The organism is Flavobacterium sp. LM4 (genome assembly GCF_002017935.1).
Taxonomy (GTDB): Bacteria; Bacteroidota; Bacteroidia; order Flavobacteriales; family Flavobacteriaceae; genus Flavobacterium; species Flavobacterium chungangense.
This window is the reverse complement of record NZ_MUFW01000001.1, coordinates 129396-150453: the sequence shown is the minus strand read 5'-3', so window position 1 is coordinate 150453 and position 21058 is coordinate 129396. Positions and strand designations below refer to the sequence as shown.

Below are 21058 nucleotides of genomic sequence, written 5' to 3'. Positions count from 1 at the left end.
ATGGCACAATCATTAACTCAAATAGCACAATCTCTTATCGATGCTAATAAAAGAGTGCAATTAATTTATGCTTTTAATGGCACAGGAAAAACACGGTTATCACGTGAGTTTAGACTTTTGGTAGCACCGAAAGATATTGAAGGTGATGAGGAGTTAGAAGAGGAGACAGGAATTAAAGTGCTTTATTATAATGCGTTCACAGAAGACCTATTCTCCTGGGATAATGACTTGGATGCTGATTTAAATAGAAAACTTACAATTCGACCAAATGGTTTCACAAATTTAGCACTCAATTTTCTTAAAGAACAAGGTCAAGATGGTAACATAGTTTCCAATTTTCAGCATTATACTAGTCCATTTATAACACCAAAATTCAGTGAAGACTTTTCAGAAGTTACCTTTTCTATGGAGCGTGGAGGTGACGACAGTCTTGAAAATATAAAAATATCAAAGGGAGAAGAAAGTAATTTTATTTGGTGTGTATTTTATAGTTTATTGGAAGAAGTTATTGGAATATTGAATATTCCTGAACCAGAGGAGCGTAGTACACCAGCTTTTAATAATTTAGAATATATCTTTATTGATGACCCGGTTAGCTCTTTAGATGATGCGCATTTGATTGAATTGGCTGTAAATATTGCTAAACAAATTAAGTCCAGTACGTCGGAATTGAAGTTCATCATAACTACACACAATCCACTTTTCTATAATGTTTTATACAATGAATTTAATAGAGTAAAAAAAACTATGAAGTGGCGTTTAGAAAAAATGGATGATGGTACTTTTTCAATAGTTGAGCAATTGAGTGACTCTCCATTCTCGTATCATCTGTTTCTATTGTCAGAACTAGAAAAAGCCATACAACCACCAGTTAATATCCAAAAATATCATTTTAATTTTCTTCGTAACATACTAGAAAAGACATCCACTTTTCTAGGTTACAATAAATGGGAAGAGCTTTTGCCACAAGATTCACGCCAAGCATATTATGATCGTATACTTAATCTTTCTAGCCATTCAAAACATCATGGTGAAGAAATTTCAATTGTTGATGAAAATGATAAGAGAGTTCTTGGCTTCTTAGTGCAAGAAATAAAAAGAATGTACAGTTTTAAATCAACTATTATCCCAATTGTAACAGAAAATGACACAGTATAAAACCATAGCAGAATCGAACAATTTTATTGTTTTAGACGCATACACAAAATATTTAGAGGTAAATGAAACTCCAGCTGTTTACCAAACAGAGACCGCTCTTGAGAAAGAATTTATTCAAGATTTAATCAATCAAGGGTATGAAAATCCTAATCTGACTACTATTGAATCCATGTTGGCAAATGTAAGAGTACAATTGCAAGCGCTTAACAACATGGAGTTTTCTGATAGTGAATGGTCTCGTTTTTTGGAGGAATATTTAGATAAGCCAAGTGATAATTTGGTCGAAAAAACAAGAAAAATTCATGACAATTACATCTACGATTTTGTTTTTGATGACGGACATATTCAAAACATTTACTTAGTTGACAAAAAAAATGTTGCTCGTAATAAGGTTCAGGTCATCTCACAATTTCAACAAAAAGGAACCCATTCCAATCGCTATGATGTTACCATTTTAGTCAACGGCTTACCATTGGTACAGGTAGAAATTAAAAAACGAGGCGTTGCTATTCGCGAAGCTTTTAATCAATTACATCGTTATTCTAAAGAGAGTTTTAATAGCAGCAACTCGCTATATAAATACTTACAGATTTTTGTTATTACAAATGGAACTGATAGCCGTTATTTTGCAAACACCGTGGAGCGTAATAAAAACAGCTTTGACTTTACTATGAACTGGGCAAAAGCCGATAATACATTGATTAAAGATCTTAAAGATTTTACAACAACCTTTTTTCAAAAAAACACTTTATTAAATGTGTTGCTCACGTATTCGGTTTTTGATACAAGTGATACATTACTTATCATGAGACCTTATCAAATTGCAGCAACTGAAAGAATGCTATGGAAAATTTCAAGTTCATACCAAGCCAAAAAGTGGTCGAAAGTCGAAAGTGGTGGTTATATTTGGCACACCACAGGTTCGGGTAAAACACTTACCAGTTTTAAAGCGGCTCGCTTAGCTACTGATTTAGAATTCATTGACAAAGTTTTCTTTGTAGTAGATCGTAAAGATTTGGACTTTCAAACAATGAAAGAATACCAAAGATTTTCGCCAGATAGCGTAAACGGTTCCGACAGTACCGCAGGTTTGAAGAGAAATATTGAAAAAGAGGACAATAAGATAATTGTCACAACCATTCAGAAGCTAAACCATCTAATGAAAAGCGAGAATGATTTAGCTATTTATCAAAAGCAAGTGGTATTCATTTTTGATGAAGCTCACCGTTCTCAATTTGGTGAGGCCCAAAAGAATCTGAACAAAAAATTTAAAAAGTTCTATCAATTTGGTTTTACAGGTACTCCAATCTTTCCTGAAAATGCTTTAGGTGCAGAAACAACAGCAAGTGTATTTGGTCGTGAATTACATTCTTATGTAATAACAGATGCTATTAGAGATGAAAAAGTGCTTAAATTCAAAGTAGATTACAATGATGTACGAGCACAGTTTAAGAGTATAGAAACAGAAATTGATGAGAAAAAGTTAACGGCTGCTGAAAACAAAAAAGCATTTTTACATCCAGTACGTATCAAAGAAATTTCACAATATATTATAAAGAATTTTAGAATAAAAACACACAGAAATCAAGGAGGGAACAAAGGGTTTAACGCCATGTTTGCAGTAAGTAGTGTGGATGCTGCTAAATGTTATTATGAGGAATTAAACAACCAGCAAAAAGATAATGAAAAGCCTTTAAGAATTGCAACAATATTCTCCTATGCTGCAAACGAAGAACAGAGTGCCATTGGTGAAATAGTAGATGAAAACTTTGAACCTTCTGCAATGGATAGTAGTGCTAAAGAATTTTTAACTGAAGCAATAAAAGACTATAATGCAATGTTCAAAACTAGTTTTGGAGTCGAAAGTAAAGAGTTCCAAAACTATTATCGTGACCTAGCAAAACGTGTAAAGAATAAAGAAATTGACCTTATCATTGTAGTGGGTATGTTCCTTACTGGATTTGATGCTCCAACACTTAATACCTTATTTGTAGATAAGAACTTGCGTTATCATGGTTTAATGCAAGCTTTTTCTCGTACCAACCGTATTTATGATGCTACAAAAACCTTTGGAAATATTATTACTTTTAGAGATTTAGAAACAGCTACTGTTAATGCCATAACGTTATTTGGAGACAAAAACACTAAAAATGTTGTACTCGAAAAGAGCTACAAAGAATTTTTAGAAGGCTTTACAGATATTACCACAGGAGAAGCACGCAGAGGTTTTGTAGATGTCGTACAGGAGCTAAATGAAAAGTTCTCAAATCCCGATGAAATAGTAACAGAAAAGGATAAAAAAGAGTTCTCAAAACTATTTGGAGAGTACTTGCGAGTTGAAAACATCCTACAGAATTGAGTTTACCAATCTTAAAGCACTTCAAACAATAGATATAAACGACACTGAATCCATTGAAGCATTTAAAGAAGCTTACTATGTAACAGACGAAGAAATAACTGCGATGCGAGAGATACACTTGCTTCCAGAACGAACAATTCAAGATTATCGCTCAACTTATAATGATATACGTGATTGGTTAAGACGTGAAAAAAATGGCAAAGAATCAGAAGAATCAAATATTGATTGGGATGATGTTGTCTTTGAAATAGACCTGCTTAAATCTCAAGAAATAAACCTTGATTATATTCTTGAATTGATTTTTGAGCATAACAAAAAGACCAAAGATAAAGCCATTTTGATTGAAGAAGTTCGTAGGGTTATTCGAGCGAGTATAGGTAACAGAGCAAAAGAGAGTTTAGTTGTAGATTTTATAAATGAAACAGACCTTGAAACCATTCAAGATAAAGCGAATGTTATAGATTCATTTTTCAAATATGCGCAAGAAAAACAGAATAAAGAGGCTTCAGAATTAATTACAGAGGAGAATTTAAATGAGGAAGCAGCAAAACGATATATTTCTGCATCTCTAAAGCGTGAATTTGCTAATGAAAACGGAACAGAACTCAATACCATTTTACCTAAAATGAGTCCTTTAAATCCTCAATATTTGAGTAAAAAACAGAGTGTTTTTCAAAAAATCGCATCATTTGTTGAGAAGTTTAAAGGTGTTGGTGGCCAAATATAAAAAACTTCATTGTACTTTGAAAATCTGGATAAAACAAGCATTCTATCAAGCATTTTGGATTCCTCTAGAATTTAATATTGATAGAATGTTTACAGTTACACTTAGAAGGCTATTTGATTTTGAAAGATGGGTAGAACCAAAAAATGATATTGGGTAGTTAACACAAACTCCCCAATATCAAACCCTTCCAAATAATTTTTCCGCAAAGTGAAAGAACTAGCTTCCGTTTCAGTGCAAAGGCAACTGCGCAATAGCTTAACTATTTATTTAGGATATTGGATTTAAATTCTGCGACCTTTTCTTTTATTTACTGTACTTTCTTTTGGCATTGGACTAATGGACGGTTTTTGCTCTGCTTTTACCTGCTGACTATTATTTCTTTTGATAGTTTCGGCAAAGCGGGTTTGATGCCACGGTATTACTTTGGCTTCATAATGCAGATGTACACCCTCTTTTTTAAGATAATCCGAACTATTTAAGTTTCCTGACTTATTTTGCCAAATTGGGTCAAGGGTACGTTTCTGGGGTATTTGTACAACAATAAGGTCTTCGGGAATTTCCTTAACATTCAGGCTCACTTCCTGAAAGGTATGTGTTCTTTGGTTGTAAGGAATGGTAAAGGTATTGTCTTTATGCGAATAATAATATTTGAGCTCGGAAAAGATGATGCCACGTGACCAAATATCGTCTTTAGGGTGTAATTTGTCATTAAACAAGTCAATATAAAAGGTGTGTCCTGCAATATCTATCGTTGGTATAATCCCTTTATAGGCAATTTTATCAAACGCATCTTGATTAACCATTAATTTAAAATCGTCCATTTCCGCTATTTTATCTTCGGAAATGTTATGTTTCTTTGCCATTCCTATTGGGTCAAGTTTTACAAAATCGGGTATCTCTGCCAATTTTGCTCCCTGTTCAGCGTATGTTGTCAAGCTCTTGCTTTTCGGGCTGTACCAAAATTTGTAACCCTGTATTGCTTTCTCATCCATATCCGATATAGAAATTACATTTTTCGGATTGTCTTTTCCCCGAAGTTTCAACTGATTGACATCTACGATAAATTCCGTTTCGTGTATTTTATATGTTGGAAGTACCCTTGCGGTATCGGTGGGTATTCTGTACAAGTTGTCCTTTGGCTCATTGACGATATATTCTTCTTTTGGTTGTAGCTGTTCCGCAACATTACGCTTTATATGTTCTATTAAATTGGTATCTACCCACGGCAGGGTGCGGGCTTCAAAGTGCATTTGCTTTACGTCTTGATTAATAAAACTATTGTTGTACTTTTTATTCCATCCCACTATATCCAATTCATACTGATTGGGGAACTGTACGATAATAACATCTTTAGGCAGTTCGGTCATTGCAGAAACATCGTCCTGCTGAAATTCGTGTGTAGTAGGATTATAGGGAATGACATACGCCCGTCTATCACGGTCATAGTAGTCTTTTATTTCAGTAAAGTTTATGCCTTTGGATTTAAAATCGTCCTTTGGTCGCAGTTTGTCCATTTGTAAATCCACATAGAATGTATGACCTGCAATATCAAGCGTAGGCAGTATGCCTTTATTCAACCGCAAGTCAAGCAAACTTACTGGTTCTATGTTGATAGTCTGCAATTCTCTTTCCATAGTTTCTTATTTATAAATGATAAAGAAGTCTATACAAACGCTCCAATATCAAAATCTCCTAAATCATTATTCCGCAAAAAGGAAGAACCCGCTTCTGTTTCAAATGAAAGTGTGCTATCCAAAAGCTCGGCAATTTTTCGGGAAGCACCCTCAATGGAATTTTCCAGCAGGCTGAATAATTCAGTACCCTGTACTTTCTGAACAGAAATTGGGTATAAAAAAAATGTCAAACTTTTATTGTTTAGCATTTTCGCTTTACATTTTTCTACCTTTTTGTTTACTTTTTTTTGGCTGGATTGGCAGTTGTTTTTCGTCCTCTTTTTTTAGCCGTTTTTCTGCTCTAAGATTACTTTTAATTAAGTCGACTAGAAAAGTTTCTTTCCACGGAACATTCTTTGCTGTAAACTGCAATTTTAATCCTTGCTTTACCAGTCCATGCTTTATGTCCAATCCATACTTCCGGTTCCAACCAATCCTGTCCAATAATCTTTCGGAGGGAAATCTCACAGCGATTAAATCTTTGGGAAACTCTTTTAAATTTAGATAATCAGGCTCCTGAAATTCGCGTGTCTTGGGATTATAAGGAATGGTGTAGGTTCTTTTATCTCCGTTATAGTAGCTTTCAATATCTGAAAATACAATGCCTTGGGAAAGGAAATCATCTTTGGGTCTTAGCTTGTCCATTCGTAAATCAACATAAAAAGTATACCCTGCAATTTCTATAGTGGGCAGGAGTCCCTTATTTATACGTAAATTAAAAGCTCTAATAATTTGTTTTGTTTTAGTTGGTAGAACGGTTCATTATTATAATGAGCCGTTTTTTTCATTCTATTAGATTTACAATAATTTTCAAAACTGTACTTTTTTACAACCAAAACTTATAATATATTTCTTTGAGTTATGTAAATCACTACTATTTTATAGCACTAGGTACTATTCCATATTTTTTTTTGAAGGCTGTAGTAAAATGTTGGGGGTTTTTATATCCAATTAATTCGGACACCTGATTAACTGCAAAACCTTCCTCAAGGAGCATTTTTTTTGCAAGTTCCATTTTTTCATCATTGATTAATCCAAAAACCGTTGTTCCAAAGACTTCTTTGAATCCTTTTTTCAGCGTAAACTCATTCGTGCCAACTTGGTGTGCTAGCGTAATGAGTGAACAAGGAGTGTTTAAATTGGCTAAAATAAGTTCTTTTGCATTGTGCATTTTTTCTATATCCTTTTTTTTCAGAGAACAAAATACTTCGCATTCGTGCTCACTCATTTGTTCTAATTGTAAAAGGAGTAATTCAATAACTTTGGCTTGAATTAGCATTTTTTTGAATATTCCTTTTCGATTGCAACTGATAATTTCATTTATTACAGAATGCATTTTAACGGTTATTCTCAAATTATGTTTATTGAGAAATCCTGTAGTTTTTTTATTAATTATTTTTGCAAAATTTTTAAACAATACGCCTTGTTCCGGTAAAAAATTTGCAAAAAATTGAGGAAGTAAATTTACTTCAAAAATTTGCAATCCTGTGTTAGGACTCCATATCATTTCCCCTTTAAATTGATTAGCATAAATAATATTATGCTGATTAATACCAAATTCTATGCTCTTTTTGGTGTCATTACAAATGGACTGACTGTTTCCTGACAGCGCAAAATGCATCTCAACGGTTTCCATATCAGTATCTACTTGGATAATAGTAGTTTTGGCTACCTCTATATTGCCGTAGCCAATATGTATTCCATCAAAGTATAATTCTTTATATTCTCCTTTTCCAAAAAAAAATTCATTCTTATGGGTTACTTCCACAATATCTGATTGTTTAGTAATTGAACCATTATGACTAGATTCTAAAAATATTTCTCCTAGGTCTGCACTATGCAATCGTATTTTCATTTTTTCCGTATTACGTAGATTTTATTCCTTTTGGCGTACGCTGTTCTGTTTATCTAAAACTAACTTCGCAAAGTTAAAAAATTATTTATAAACATTCTAAATAAGTCGTTGTGAAAATTATTAAATTCAAGAATTCAAAACTATTATACTTATCATTTGTTCTGTTTTTTACCCAAATTATAAATGCCCAGGATACAATTCCTATTTCAAAACAAAATGTACTCGATGAAGTCACCGTTTATGGAGAAAAAAGGGAAAATAAAGTACAAAAAACAGCCACTCCAATTACGGTTATTGATGAGAAAAAAATAAAAAGCAGTGTTATCCAATCACTAAATGATATTTCAGGATTTGCGCCAAACCTTTATGTTTCAAATGCTGGAAGTCCAACACTTAATTTTATATCTTTAAGAGGGATTTTTCAATTTAGTGCCAATTTATCATTGGTAGGAGTCAGTGTAGATGACGTTCCTATGCTAAATGCCTATTCTATGTCTAGTCAAATTGAGAATATAGAACGGATAGAAATTCTTAGAGGCCCACAAAGTACCTTGTATGGCGGAAATGCTTTTGGTGGTATAATTGCAATAACTACCAAAAAACCAACCAATGTTTTTCACAGTTTTGCCGAGGTAGGTGTTGGAAATTATAATTTACTGCGCACAAAAGCTGGGGCATCTGGAGCAATTATAAAAGATAAACTTTTTGCGGGAGCTTCACTATATCATAATGGTCTTGAGGGTATTTATTACAATACTACTCTGAATCGGAATTATGATAAAACACAAAATACGGGTGGTAATATTTTCTTGAAATATGTTGGAAATAATGGATTTTCGTTGCGATTAAATTCCAGAATTGAATACAATAATTTGAAAGGAATTTTTCCGTATGTGAACACAAAAGAAGAAGCTTTTGCCCCATCTTATACCAATACAGCTAATGGTAGCAATATTGAAAAAAGAATGTTATTTAGTAATTCGCTATTGGCAAAATACGAAACAGACAAACATATTTTCTCGTCTGTTAGTGGTTACACCTTCCTAAATGATAAATATGACGATTATGATGTCGATTTTACGAAATATGATTGGTTTAAATTCACACAAAATGACCCTATAAACACTTTTACGCAAGAGTTTAAAATAGCGACCAAAAATCAAGACAAATTGCGATATGTAATAGGATTGTATGGTTTTTTGGATGATCATTACAATACAGAAACACGAACGTTTGTTGGTAGCGATGCGGTGGCTTTGGGGTCCAATTATGCAAGTGCGCCTTTTAGTACAGGAAATCAATCTACCAGAAAAGAATACGGATTAGCCGTTTACACCAATATAAATTATGCCCTTACCGATAAACTAGATGTTATTGCCGGACTGCGATTAGATTATTCTTGGAGAGAAATGGTGTTGAAAGGAGATTTTATAAAAGAACCCTATCCACCTATGATGAATCCAGAAAAAAACTTCTCTGGAAAAGATGTAGCAATTTCTCCAAGGGTCGGTTTTGCTTACAAATTAAAAGATGATTTTTTGTTGTTTGCTAATTATTCACGAGGATTTAATCCCGGCGGTTTGAATCAATACACTACAAACCCAAATTATACTTCCTACAAACCACAGTATTTAAACACTTTTGAGATAGGGCAAAAAGCACAATGGCTGGGTAATAAATTGAGAACAAACACCACCTTTTTTTACAGTATATGGAATGATCAACAGCAAACTGGTTTTTTGCCTCCTGATTATTTAGAACAAGCAATTACAAACAACGGAAAACTTAATTTGTATGGTGCCGAAGCCGAAATTTCGGCTCTTATTTTCAAAGGATTTCAAGTGGATTATAATCTAGGATTCACACAAACAGAATTCAAATCTTTATTACTTTTGGATCCGAGCAATCCAACTACTGTTTTGGATTATAAAGGAAACAAACAGGTTTTTACGCCTAATATTACCTCCACACTTTCGTTCTCGTATCAACACACTATTTTTAAAAATACCGATATACGATTTACACCAGAATGGAAATATTACGGACAGCAATATATGAATTATTATAATACTGTAGAGCAAGCCCCTTTTCATATCCTCAATGCAAATCTAGCTGTAAAACACGGTTGCTGGGAATTGAGTTTCTGGATAAAAAACGCCACAAAAAGTAAATATCTGGCCTTCTTTAACGCATCATCTGCAAGTAACGGTTATTCTTTGTTAGGTGCTCCTCAAACTTTTGGAACTACGTTTAGAGTAGATTTATAAGTAAGAAAAAATCTAAAAAACGAATCAATAGATAGAATAATTATCTCATAATAAAAAAATATGCAACTCGAAATAAAAAACCTCTCGAAAACCTATTCAAACGGACACAAAGCCCTAGATAATATAAATTTAACGATTAAAAAAGGAATGTTTGGCTTGCTTGGGCAAAATGGAGCCGGAAAGTCAAGCCTGATGCGAACAATTGCTACTCTGCAAGAAGCTGATTCAGGAAGCATTAAATTCAATGAAATAGATGTTTTTAAACAGCCCAATGAAATGCGAAAAATAATAGGATACTTACCCCAAGAATTTGGAGTGTACTCTGATGTTTCAGCGACCGATTTACTGCGTCATATTGCCCGCTTAAAAGGAATCGAAAACGAAAAAAATATTCTAGAAGTAACAAATTATTTTTTGAATAAGGTTAATTTATGGGACTCAAGAAATAAAAAACTAGGAACTTTTTCAGGAGGAATGAAACAGCGTTTTGGCATTGCGCAAGCACTTATTTCAGACCCTAAAATTATAATAGTAGATGAGCCAACGGCAGGATTAGATCCTGTAGAGCGCAATAGATTTTATGATATTTTGAGTGAAATAGGAGAAAATGCTGTTGTAATTTTATCTACACATATTGTTGAAGATGTAAACACTTTGTGTAATGATATGGCTATTATTGGAAACGGAAAAGTGCTAATAACCGGAGATCCAGATGATATTGAAATGAGTTTAGAGAATAAAATTTGGGAGAGAAAAATTAAAAAAAATGATTTTAAAAAATACAATCAAGAGTATAATATTATTTCTTCACGTATATATAGAGGTGAAGTCATCATCACTGTACTGGATCCTGAAATGCCTAATGGTAGCTTTTGGCCAAAAGCAACAAATTTAGAAGACGCCTACTTTTCAGTAATAAATGTTAAAAGAAATCAATATGTTTAAAAATATTTTTTTATTTGAGCTGAAACAACAATCAAAAAAAAGAATCAATTACGTTTTCTTTATTTTATTTGTACTGCAAGGGGTTTTTTATATAAAACACACTTCAGACTTTTTTAGTGCCGACACTTCATTTCATAATGCACCAGCAATTGTTTACGCTGTGCTGGCAGGAACAGGATACTTAACTTTTATTCTGGTAGCTTTTTTTGCATCCAAAGCATTGGGCAAAGATTTAGATGATAAAACTGCCTCACTGTTTTACACCACAGCTGTAAGTGAATCTGCTTTTTTCTGGAGTCGTTATTTGAGTTCTTTTTTTATCTTATTAGCACTCTCTACAGGCTACCTTATTGGTATTTTAATATATCCTTACACTGGTATTTCGCCTCAAGAAAAGCTGATGACTTTTGATTTGGCTAATTTTTTTAAAGCTATTTTTTACATCTTTTTACCTAATATTTTTGTTTATTTTAGTGTAAGTTTTTCGCTTGCAACAATAATGAAAAAAAATATGGGTGCTTACATAGGAACACTCTTATTTTTTGTTCTTTTAATTTTTGGAGACTCTTCCAAAGATTATGGAGAAGTATATACTATGGTTGATGCCTCTGGTTTTGCCAATTTGCATTTAAAATTAGAAAATCTTACTGCTTTACAAAAAAACAGTTTTACATTACCTCTCGAAGGATCTTTCTTCATCAATAGACTTATTTGGTATAGCATTGCTACCATTTTGCTTCTTGTTGCTTACAAGGGGTTTTCGTTTTTAAAATTTAGTGAGAAAAAAATTAAATTTAAAAATGATGAACCAGCAAATACAATAATTCCACCATTAAATCTGCCTATAATTAAAATCGATTTATCCTTAAAAAGCAATGTATCATCGATGTTGCGTATGGCATTATTTGAATTTAAAAATTCAATTCGGCCTATTGGTTTTAAAATTTTTATGGGCTTCATTTTCACGCTTTTTATCGTTTATGTTACCATATACCATCAAACCTATTATTCAGAAACGCAAACATTACCCATTACTTCAGAAATTCTAAAAGTAACCAAACCATTGGCTTTTTTTATTTATTTATTCCTTATTGTTTCTACAACAGAATTATTATATAAAGACCGAACAGTTGATTTTTGGTTAATTTCAGACGTTACCCCTATAACAAATTGGAGTGTAATTTTATCAAAAGTTTTGGCAATGTTTTTATTATCTCTACTGCTTTCATTAAGCTTTATTGTAATGGGAATTGTAGTGCAAACTTTTAAAGGCTTTTATGATTATCAAATAGATGTATATATAGGAGAATTGATTGGCAGGTGGTTGCCAAAATATTTTCAGTATGTATTATTGACCGTTTTTATTGCATCAATAACGGCAAAAAAACACATTACTTACATTATTACTTGTATGTTGCTTATGTTTACAGCAGTTGCGCAAGAAATGGGAATGATTGAACAATTCAAATACCTGTTTACATTTGCTCCAGGAGGCGATTTTTATACCGATATGAATGGATATGGCATATTTAAACAAGCAAATAGCTATTTTGTAATTTACTGGTCATCATTCGCTTTATTCCTGTTTTTTCTTTCTTTTATTGTTTGGCAAAGAGGTATTCCATTATCACTATTGCAAAGAGTGAAAAACAGCAAAAAGAGATTTAGCTATACAATTCTATTGGGTTTATTATTGTCAGGAACAATTTTTATTATTTATGCCAATAAAATAAATCAAACAACAGTAATCGATAATGAATTTTTAAGCAAAGAGCAACAACGGGAAGAAAACGCTTTGTATGAAAAAAAATACAGTAAATATAGTAATAGCAAGCAGGTTAAAGTTACAAACATAAAGGCAACTATAGATTTGTTCCCAAATGAGAGATATTTATTGCTAAATGCAGAGATGACCTTAAAAAATAAAAACAATAAAAAAATAGACACCTTGCATATTGAATGGATTGACTTTTATACTATCAAAAAATTGGCAGTAAAAAAACATAATCTGAAAAAAATTCAAGATGATAAAAAACTAAAGCACGCTATTTATTTGATAACGCCTGCCATAGAAAAAAATCAACAGGTAGAACTTGTAGTAGAAGCAAACATTCAGCACAAAGGATTTACAAATAATGATCCACAACAGCATTTAACTTTTAACGGATCTTATTTTAAAAACGATATTTTTCCAAAATTTATTGGTTTTGATACTGATAGAATTGTTCCTAAAAATCAATACCGTTCACTCTTAGGTTTAACCAAATTGCAAAATCGTTTTCCTAAATTTAGTGATAATGTTTATGCCTCATCATTAGCGGATAGTATAAGCTATAATTTTACAATAAGTACAGCAAAAGAGCAACATATAATTGTTCCAGGAGTACTCAAAAAAGTGTGGGTAAGCAGTGAAAGAAATTATTATAACTACCAATCCTTTTCAGGTACTTGGTATGATTTTACAATTCTATCGGCCAAATTCTATTCCAAGAAAATTGAGATTACTAAAACATTGGATAGGAAGCCTCAAAAAATTGAAATTTATGCACACCCAAATCATTTATATAATCTTGATATTATTGAAAATGCAGTAAAAAAAGCATTGCAGAATTTGTATCCAATTTTTGGAAATTATCCTTATCCCACAATAATAATTGCTGAACGTCCACGATACGATAACAAATTAGAAACAGCTGATAATATAATTTATTTGCCCGAAAACTATGCTTGGATTGCTAAAACCAGTAATAATGCAAATGATGAATTTATCAATTACTTGTTTACTAAAATGATTGCAAAACAATATGTACAAAGATTATATCTAACGCAATCACAAGGTTTTCCTGTAGTAATAAAATCAATCCCGGAATATTTGGCTTTACATTTTGTGCAAAAAGATTTTGGGAATACTATTTTAGAACAGCATCTAAAAAATTTAGAAGATGATTATCAAAAAGGAATTTCTTCTGCCAGCAATCAAGAAATATATTGGAAACAAAGTGACGATTATGCAGATTATATTTCAGAATCAAAAGGAGGATTAGAACTTTATAAATTGTCTAAAACACAAGGAGCCACAGTGTTTTTAGATAAATTAAGGACATTCTATTCGGTAAACAAAGACAAGAAAATTTCGGCTAAAGATTTTACATTTTTAGAATAAATAAACTTCTAAAGTTTTGTGGATAATTAAAATAGTATCGAAGAACGCTCGATTATGGGGGCAGATTAAACGAATTGGTATTTATTGGCATTTCTTTCGACGAAAAACAAGTACGCCAGCAATTAGAAAACTGCATTTGCACCGCTGATGAAATTATGGATTTACAAGATGTTTTTTTCTCCAACAAAGACCCTTTTCCTATCCCTAGAGCTACTAACACAACAGCAGAAACTGCTTTTTTAAACGATTAACTTTTATCAAAAATCATATTTTGTTTTGTTTTAGTTGGTAGAACGGTTCATTATTGTAATGAGCCGTTTTTTAAATTCAAAAAACAAAACACTTCACATTTATATTACTAAAATATAATTTTTAGTTTGGCTAAAACTCAATTCATACAAGTAGAATACCACTTTTTGTTATTAGCTTTCTTTATGATATCTGTTTCTTTCTCACGAAAAACTGTCTCTATTTCGAGTATAATTACACCTATCATAATAAATTTAGACCAAGCCAATATTGTTTTACATGGTACTTAATGAAGCAAAAAAGGTTACTCAAAAAAGAAAAACAGGGACACTACATTTTTTTGAATTGATTTGGATGAAAAAATATTTACAAGTTCTCAAAAGCGTTATTAATAAATTTTGTAAATAATTTTTTATTTCCACAATTAAAGCAATAATGTTGCGTTAACTAATATAGTTATAAAAGCAAGAATGTTGCTACAGTTATAGAAACGAATTAATTGCTCTTGCTTTGGTTGAATTTAAATTAAACTCTGAGGGTAAACAGTGCGGCAATAGTATGTTTTTCAAAGAAGAAAATATAAAATTTACAAAACATTTTGATGAACGTCTATTTGTAATAATTTTTGGAGCAACTGGATATTTTACAATTAAAGAAAAAATTAATGAAGATTGGATAGAAATAATTTCTGAAGACTATACGCATATCAAGACGATTGATGAACTGACAATTTTCATGAATAATTATAAAAACAAATTAGAAACTAATGTTGATAAAGAACTGACCAGGTTATTTCAATAGTCAGCAGTGTCTCACTAACTACATTAGTACATTTTTAGAATTATAGTTCATAACAACTTTAAAAAACAACTGCTATTTCTCTTATGAAATTAAAACAATATTTATTTGTTATTTTTTAAGGTTGTTATTTACTACTTATATATGCAATACAACAAATCTAATAAAGTAATTACACAAGAATTATTCTAACTTTAAACCATCGATAAGTTTCTATTTTTTTAATTTTTGAAAATAAATTCTATAAAAACTAAAACTCTAATTCATATCCCATTTCACCTGCTAATTTTTTAAAAATGGAATATGGAAATTTATCTAAATATGAGTAATAAGCTATTTTTTTCAGGTTTTCTCTTTGAGTTTTCAAGTCAGAATCACATAAAAGGGCTAAATCACTTTTGTTGAAATTGACACCTTCTTGCAATCTTTTTAAATATTTACTTAGATCATTATTCAAGTTTAGGCTTTCATCATCATTCAAAAAGAACGCTTCAAAAATTTCTACATATTCATCTATAGTAATCTTTCGATCTTTTCTAACAAATCTATCCCCAAAATAAATTTTAAGCCATTTTGTTAAGGTTCTCTTATTACATTTAAATTCTGCAGCAATAGTCTCCTTGGTTATATAAGCTATTTTTTTTAAAAGTATTTTGCTTTCTTCCTTGGTTTTGCCTTTTAAATTAATATCAAATGAAGTTGCTAAAACAGATTCTCCAAATGATTTCTGAATCGTAAACATTCTTGTCAAGCGCTCATGATCAGTAATCGAACTAGCTAACTCGCTGTTCACTTCTAGTCTACATGTAGTCTCAATTAAATCTGTTATATTATTAAATCTTAATGTTTCGGATAATTTCAGCCAAAAATTAAAATTAGTTTCAATTTTCAAAATTTCAAAAATTTCTTCATCAGTTTTTGATTGTTTTTTTAATTCATTTAATTTGGATATCAATTCTTTTTCACCTCCATAAACCATAACGAAGAAAATAGTAATCAATTCCTCTTCTTTTTCAAAAGACAGTTTCTTATAATTTTCTAAAAGTTTGTTTACCATAAAAAGAATTGTTTATAAAATGAAAAAGTAACAGAATCAAAACTAGTAAATTATATCACTGTCTGATTATAAAACTCTGAATAATATTGCGCACTTATTTTCAAGTTAATCATGATTAAATTCCCAATCGTCCCCAAAACTATCATCATCCCAGTCACAGTAATCTTCTTTCTTAGAATTTGCTATCTCATTCTTGTTTAGATGGACTTTCTTATATTCAATATTATTAGGATTTAGTTGATTAGATCTATTATCTATTGATTTTTGCTTCCTTGGACTTATTTTGATTTTTTGTGCACTGATTTTACTGAAAGCAATTTGATTTTTCTTTGACATTTTTTGATATTTATATAGTTTATACTTCAAAAATAGGGCAAAGAAAAAATGCCAATCTAAATTATGCACGATAAGTAATTATACACTTCCATTTTGCTTGCCTTGGTTATCAGATATGTAAGGACAAAAAGAGTTTTGCCATTTAGATGAAAATTAAAAATAAGTTGTATTTTTGTTTAAAATAAAAGGATTATAACGTTCTTTAAAATACAAGAAGTTTCTAGCAGGAGCTTTTTTTAAGATATTGTATAAAAATGATAATTGTGGCAGAATCATGGCACAGCTATTTTCTAAAAATAAAAAGACGGTATTGGTGCGGGTTAAGCTAATTAGGTTCGAACCCCTCATCGCCCACAAAGAAACTCCTTAAGAAATTAAGGAGTTTTTTTTATACTTTATACTTTATATTTTCATTCGACCTTTGGGATCTATTACAAAAACCTGTGGATTTATAAAAATTTATGCATAAATTTTAGTTAGTCTAAAAAGGAAAAACTCTACATTCCTTACTCCTCTGAACTGCGCTCTAAATGCTTTTATTTTTGCATTGAAAGATTCCGCCGAAGTATTTCAAAATAGTTTAAGATTGACTGGTAATTAAAAGTTATCTTCTCAAAAAATTAAAAATTTGAGATTATCTTTTATAAAACAAGCAACGCCCTGAGATTTCTGGACATTGCTTGTTATCTTTAAATTTTTTTTTTAGAAAACTTTATATGGTAATTACCTTCTAGAAAGATTAGATTTACATATTAAATTTCCTTAAACAAATACCCTCCATCTGAAAAACAAATTTATCACTGTTATTTTCTAGTGAGCTTCCAGCCAGTCTTTACCCAAACCAAGTTCAACTTCTAAAGGAACGGCCATTTTAAAAGCATTTTCCATTTCGTGCTTAATCATGGGTTGAATTTTTTCTAATTCGTCATTATGAACATCAAATACAAGCTCATCATGTACCTGAAGCAACATTTTTGATTTCCAATTTTCTTCCTGAAGTTTTTTATGAATGTTGATCATCGCAATTTTAATCACATCCGCAGCACTTCCCTGAATTGGAGCGTTAACAGCATTTCTTTCTGCAGCGCTTCTTACTACGGCGTTAGCTGAATTAATATCTTTTAAATAACGGCGGCGTCCCAAAATAGTTTGAACATATCCGTTTTCGCGGGCAAATTCTACCTGGTCTGAGATGTATGATTTTAATCTTGGATAAGTATTGTAATAAGCTTCAATCAAAGCAGCACTTTCGCTTCTTGATAATGAAGTCTGATTGCTTAATCCAAAAGCTGAAACGCCATATATAATTCCAAAGTTTACAGTTTTGGCATTGCTTCTCTGTTCACGGGAAACTTCATCCAACGGCACATTAAAAACTTTTGCCGCTGTTGCCTTGTGAATATCTTCTCCGTCCTGAAATGCTTTAATCATGTTTTCTTCACCACTTAAGGCGGCAATGATTCTTAATTCTATCTGGGAGTAATCGGCAGAAATTAAAGTGTGGTTTTCATCGCGTGCCACAAAAGCTTTACGGATCTGACGACCTCTTTCGGTACGAATCGGAATATTTTGCAAGTTTGGATTATTAGAACTCAAACGACCTGTTGCAGCAACTGTCTGCATATAATCAGTATGAACACGTAAAGTTTTTTTATCAACTTGTTCTGGCAAAGCCAAAATATAAGTGCTTTGTAATTTCACCATCTGTCGCCAGTCTAAAATTTCTTTTACGATTGGGTTGTCGTTTGCTAAATACGTCAAAACTTCTTCACCGGTAGCATATTGACCGGTTTTGGTTTTCTTTTGTTTAGCACCACCAATTTTAAGCTTGTCAAATAAGATATCGCCTAATTGTTTCGGTGAAGCCAAATTAAATTTCTCGCCAGCTATTTCGTAAATATTTTGTTCTAAAGTTTTAATTTCAACATCCATTTCTTTTGACATGGCACTTAAAAACTCAACATCTAAACGAATTCCTTCTGTTTCCATAGCAGCCAAAACACTTACTAACGGAATCTCGATGTCTTCAAAAAGCTTTTTAGTTTCTGTTTTATCTAATTCTTCTGTAAAAATCTCTTTTAATTGTAATGTAATATCAGCATCTTCAGCTGCGTATTCCTTAATTTCTTCAAGTGCAACATCGCGCATCGAAATCTGATTTTTACCTTTTTTTCCAATTAAGGTTTCGATTGATTTAGGCGAATATTTTAAATACGTTTCGGCTAAAATATCCATATTATGACGCATATCAGGATTAATCAGGTAATGCGCTATCATGGTGTCAAAAAGCTTTCCTTTTACTGTAATGCCATAATTAGAAAGAATTTTTAAATCATATTTTAAATTCTGACCAATTTTCTCGATGTTTTCATTCTCAAAAAAGGGTCTGAATTTGTCTATCAAAACCTGAGCTTCTTCCTGACTTTCCGGAAACGGGACATAATATCCCTTTCCTTTTTCATAGGAGAAGGAAATTCCAACCAACTCAGCATGCAAAGCATCCAAACCTGTAGTTTCCGTATCAAAACAAACCGAAATTTGTTTTTGCAGATTTTGTAAAAGCAACTTAATTCCTAAATCTCCTTCAATTGCCTGATACGAGTGAGGTGTATTTTCTAAAGTATTGTAAAATGAAGCTCTTGCTGCTTCAGGATTTTCTTCAGTTGTTCCTCCTCCAAAAAGATCAAATTGATCCTCATTTTTAGGCTGAGGCTTTTTATATAATTTAGCATCCGGAGCATTATTTTCGGCTAATTCATTCCCTCCTCCTACTTTAAATAAATTGTCAAATTGTTCTGCCATTCTTCTAAATTCCAGTTCCTGAAAAATAGCATCGGTTTTCTCAATGTCGGGACGCGAAAGTTCGTAGTCATCTTCATTAAAAATCACATCACAGTCGCAGATAATAGTTGCCAGTTTTTTAGATAAAATCCCCTTGTCTTTATTAGCCTCGATATTTTCTTTCATTTTGCCTTTTAGCAAATGAGTATTTTCAAGAAGATTTTCCATTGTGCCAAATTCTTTAAGAAATTTTTTGGCTGTAACTTCACCTACGCCCGGTAATCCCGGAATATTATCTACGGCGTCTCCCATCATACCAAGAAAGTCAATTACCTGCTCTGGTCTTTCAATTTCAAATTTTGCCAAAACCTCTGGTATCCCCCAAATCTCAATCCCGTTACCCATTCGGGCTGGTTTATACATGAATATGTTTTCAGAAACCAATTGGGCAAAATCCTTATCGGGCGTTACCATAAAAACTTTATAGTTTTGTTTTTCGGCTTGTTTGGCAATTGTTCCAATTAAATCATCTGCTTCACAGCCGGCAATTTCAATAATTGGAATATGCATGGCTTTTAGTAAATCCTGAATATAGGGAATCGCAATTTTGATTGCCTCAGGAGTAGCATCGCGGTTTGCTTTATAATCTGAGTACATTTCGGTTCTTACCTGGCTCCCTTCTTTATCAAAAGCAACAGCCAAATGATCTGGTTTTTCTCTTTTAATAACATCCAAAAGGGAATTCATAAAACCCATAATAGCAGATGTGTCCATCCCTTTTGAATTGATTCTCGGATTTTTTATAAAAGCATAATAACCACGAAAAATTAAAGCGTAGGCATCTAAAAGAAAAAGGCGTTTTTGAGTTGACATAAAAAAAATATTAGTCTGTAAAAATAAACAATTGGGTTTTAAAAATGATTCTGTTTTATGAATTTAAATATTTGTGACAGTTTAATCAGATGTTTTTTTAATTAAACAGGAGGTTCATGAACTTCCAGATGTTGTACAATGAAAAAGCTTAAGTTAATATCAAGTTAAAATTTTATTGGTCAGTACTTTCTTCATTTTGTCTTCATTTTACAGAAGTAATTTTGGAGTGTAAAAAATAAATATTATTAATTTAAATACTTAGAAATCATGAGAAATTTATTGATGTTATTAGTAGCAGTTTTAGGAACAAGTGCAATGGTTAGCGCATTTCCAGCAAAAGAAGTTAAAGTAGTTTCTGCAAAAGAAGTAAAAGCAACAAAACATCCGAAACACAAATCTGAGAAAAAAGCAAAATCAGAAAAAAGTGAAGCTCCGAAAGCAGAAACAGCAAAAGTAAAAAAATAACAAAAAGTAATTTAGAATAAAAGGTAATTAATTTAAAGCTTAAGAAATCATGAAATCACAGATTCACGAAAACAAAAAAAGCAACACACTTAGTCTGAGTAAAAATTTATTGATTGTTTTAGCAGCTGTTCTGGGAACAAGTGTAATGGTTAGTGCGCAAACAACTCCAACGCAGGCAACTCCGGCCAAAGAGGTAAAAGCAACAAAACACCATAATCATAAAGCGAATAAAAAAGCAAAAGCTGAAGCTTCAAAAGAAGAAGCAGCCAGCGTGAAAAAATAAGAATTGCTTTTGTTTTGTTTTCGAACTATTGTAACGGAGGCAAAACAGGAATAATGATTATAAGAATGC

Annotated in this window: 13 protein-coding genes and 3 pseudogenes; 9 read left to right on the top strand and 7 right to left on the bottom strand. The window is 31.9% G+C overall.

Annotated elements, in window-relative coordinates:
- Positions 1-1158 carry an AAA family ATPase gene (locus BXU10_RS00510; protein WP_078225671.1) on the top strand — a complete coding sequence of 386 codons (1158 nt, stop codon included), beginning with the start codon at positions 1-3 and terminating at the stop codon, positions 1156-1158.
- Positions 1145-4244, top strand: a pseudogene (locus BXU10_RS00505) (type I restriction endonuclease subunit R). The gene BXU10_RS00510 and the pseudogene BXU10_RS00505 overlap by 14 nt, the downstream one beginning before the upstream one ends.
- 281 nt (positions 4245-4525) lie before the next feature.
- Here BXU10_RS00505 and BXU10_RS00500 read toward each other — a convergent pair.
- The 4 genes and pseudogenes from BXU10_RS00500 to BXU10_RS00485 all read right to left on the bottom strand — a co-directional run bounded on the left by BXU10_RS00500 (position 4526) and on the right by BXU10_RS00485 (position 7760).
- Positions 4526-5878: a hypothetical protein gene (locus BXU10_RS00500; protein WP_078225670.1), complete on the bottom strand. Its 1353-nt coding sequence runs from the start codon at positions 5876-5878 to the stop codon at positions 4526-4528.
- A 29-nt stretch (positions 5879-5907) separates the two neighbouring features.
- Positions 5908-6081: pseudogene (locus BXU10_RS00495) on the bottom strand (conjugal transfer protein TraD); the annotation flags it as partial.
- Positions 6082-6133: 52 nt separating this feature from the next.
- Positions 6134-6562 carry a hypothetical protein gene (locus BXU10_RS00490; RefSeq protein ID WP_078225669.1) on the bottom strand — a complete coding sequence of 143 codons (429 nt, stop codon included), beginning with the start codon at positions 6560-6562 and terminating at the stop codon, positions 6134-6136.
- Positions 6563-6791: 229 nt separating this feature from the next.
- Positions 6792-7760: a helix-turn-helix transcriptional regulator gene (locus tag BXU10_RS00485; protein WP_223255365.1), complete on the bottom strand. Its 969-nt coding sequence runs from the start codon at positions 7758-7760 to the stop codon at positions 6792-6794.
- 122 nt (positions 7761-7882) lie between these two features.
- Between BXU10_RS00485 and BXU10_RS00480 the strand changes: the two genes are divergently transcribed.
- The 5 genes and pseudogenes from BXU10_RS00480 (at position 7883) to BXU10_RS00465 (ending at position 15197) form a co-directional block, all read left to right on the top strand.
- Positions 7883-10039 (top strand): TonB-dependent receptor, encoded by a 2157-nt coding sequence (locus tag BXU10_RS00480; RefSeq protein ID WP_078225667.1) that lies wholly within the window; start codon positions 7883-7885, stop codon positions 10037-10039.
- Positions 10040-10099: 60 nt separating this feature from the next.
- Positions 10100-10984 (top strand): ABC transporter ATP-binding protein, encoded by an 885-nt coding sequence (locus BXU10_RS00475; protein ID WP_078225666.1) that lies wholly within the window; start codon positions 10100-10102, stop codon positions 10982-10984.
- Complete coding sequence (locus tag BXU10_RS00470; RefSeq protein ID WP_123921933.1) at positions 10977-14147, top strand: ABC transporter permease; 3171 nt, start codon at positions 10977-10979, stop codon at positions 14145-14147. Before BXU10_RS00475 ends, BXU10_RS00470 begins: the two co-directional genes overlap by 8 nt.
- Before the next feature lie 65 nt (positions 14148-14212).
- Positions 14213-14398 (top strand): annotated as a pseudogene (locus tag BXU10_RS25710) (hypothetical protein); the annotation flags it as partial.
- Between the two features lie 508 nt (positions 14399-14906).
- The gene (locus BXU10_RS00465) at positions 14907-15197 is read left to right on the top strand and encodes a hypothetical protein (RefSeq protein WP_123921931.1); all 291 of its coding nucleotides are present in this window, start codon (positions 14907-14909) and stop codon (positions 15195-15197) included.
- Between the two features lie 247 nt (positions 15198-15444).
- On the opposite strand, the gene BXU10_RS00460 is transcribed toward BXU10_RS00465, so the two are convergent.
- The 3 genes from BXU10_RS00460 to polA all read right to left on the bottom strand — a co-directional run bounded on the left by BXU10_RS00460 (position 15445) and on the right by polA (position 20241).
- On the bottom strand, positions 15445-16251 hold the full coding sequence (locus BXU10_RS00460; RefSeq protein ID WP_078225663.1) for a hypothetical protein: 807 nt from the start codon (positions 16249-16251) through the stop codon (positions 15445-15447).
- Between the two features lie 105 nt (positions 16252-16356).
- A complete protein-coding gene (locus tag BXU10_RS00455) occupies positions 16357-16587 on the bottom strand; it encodes a hypothetical protein (RefSeq protein WP_078225662.1) in 231 nt (76 codons plus the stop codon).
- A gap of 810 nt (positions 16588-17397) precedes the next feature.
- Positions 17398-20241 carry a DNA polymerase I gene (gene polA / locus BXU10_RS00445; RefSeq protein WP_078225661.1) on the bottom strand — a complete coding sequence of 948 codons (2844 nt, stop codon included), beginning with the start codon at positions 20239-20241 and terminating at the stop codon, positions 17398-17400.
- 267 nt (positions 20242-20508) lie between these two features.
- Between polA and BXU10_RS00440 the strand changes: the two genes are divergently transcribed.
- Both BXU10_RS00440 and BXU10_RS00435 read left to right on the top strand, forming a co-directional pair.
- The gene (locus tag BXU10_RS00440) at positions 20509-20706 is read left to right on the top strand and encodes a hypothetical protein (RefSeq protein ID WP_078225660.1); all 198 of its coding nucleotides are present in this window, start codon (positions 20509-20511) and stop codon (positions 20704-20706) included.
- 49 nt (positions 20707-20755) lie between these two features.
- Complete coding sequence (locus tag BXU10_RS00435) at positions 20756-20989, top strand: hypothetical protein (RefSeq protein WP_078225659.1); 234 nt, start codon at positions 20756-20758, stop codon at positions 20987-20989.
- Positions 20990-21058: the final 69 nt, after the last annotated feature.

Bases quoted from the DNA above. Each gene is read 5' to 3' on its own strand.
- polA (WP_078225661.1), bottom strand. From the start codon at position 20,241: ATGTCAACTCAAAAACGCCTTTTTCTTTTAGATGCCTACGCTTTAATT.
- BXU10_RS00475 (WP_078225666.1), top strand. From the start codon at position 10,100: ATGCAACTCGAAATAAAAAACCTCTCGAAAACCTATTCAAACGGACAC.
- BXU10_RS00500 (WP_078225670.1), bottom strand. From the start codon at position 5,878: ATGGAAAGAGAATTGCAGACTATCAACATAGAACCAGTAAGTTTGCTT.
- BXU10_RS00440 (WP_078225660.1), top strand. From the start codon at position 20,509: ATGAGAAATTTATTGATGTTATTAGTAGCAGTTTTAGGAACAAGTGCA.
- BXU10_RS00435 (WP_078225659.1), top strand. From the start codon at position 20,756: ATGAAATCACAGATTCACGAAAACAAAAAAAGCAACACACTTAGTCTG.
- BXU10_RS00460 (WP_078225663.1), bottom strand. From the start codon at position 16,251: ATGGTAAACAAACTTTTAGAAAATTATAAGAAACTGTCTTTTGAAAAA.
- BXU10_RS00470 (WP_123921933.1), top strand. From the start codon at position 10,977: ATGTTTAAAAATATTTTTTTATTTGAGCTGAAACAACAATCAAAAAAA.
- BXU10_RS00510 (WP_078225671.1), top strand. From the start codon at position 1: ATGGCACAATCATTAACTCAAATAGCACAATCTCTTATCGATGCTAAT.
- BXU10_RS00490 (WP_078225669.1), bottom strand. From the start codon at position 6,562: ATGGACAAGCTAAGACCCAAAGATGATTTCCTTTCCCAAGGCATTGTA.
- BXU10_RS00455 (WP_078225662.1), bottom strand. From the start codon at position 16,587: ATGTCAAAGAAAAATCAAATTGCTTTCAGTAAAATCAGTGCACAAAAA.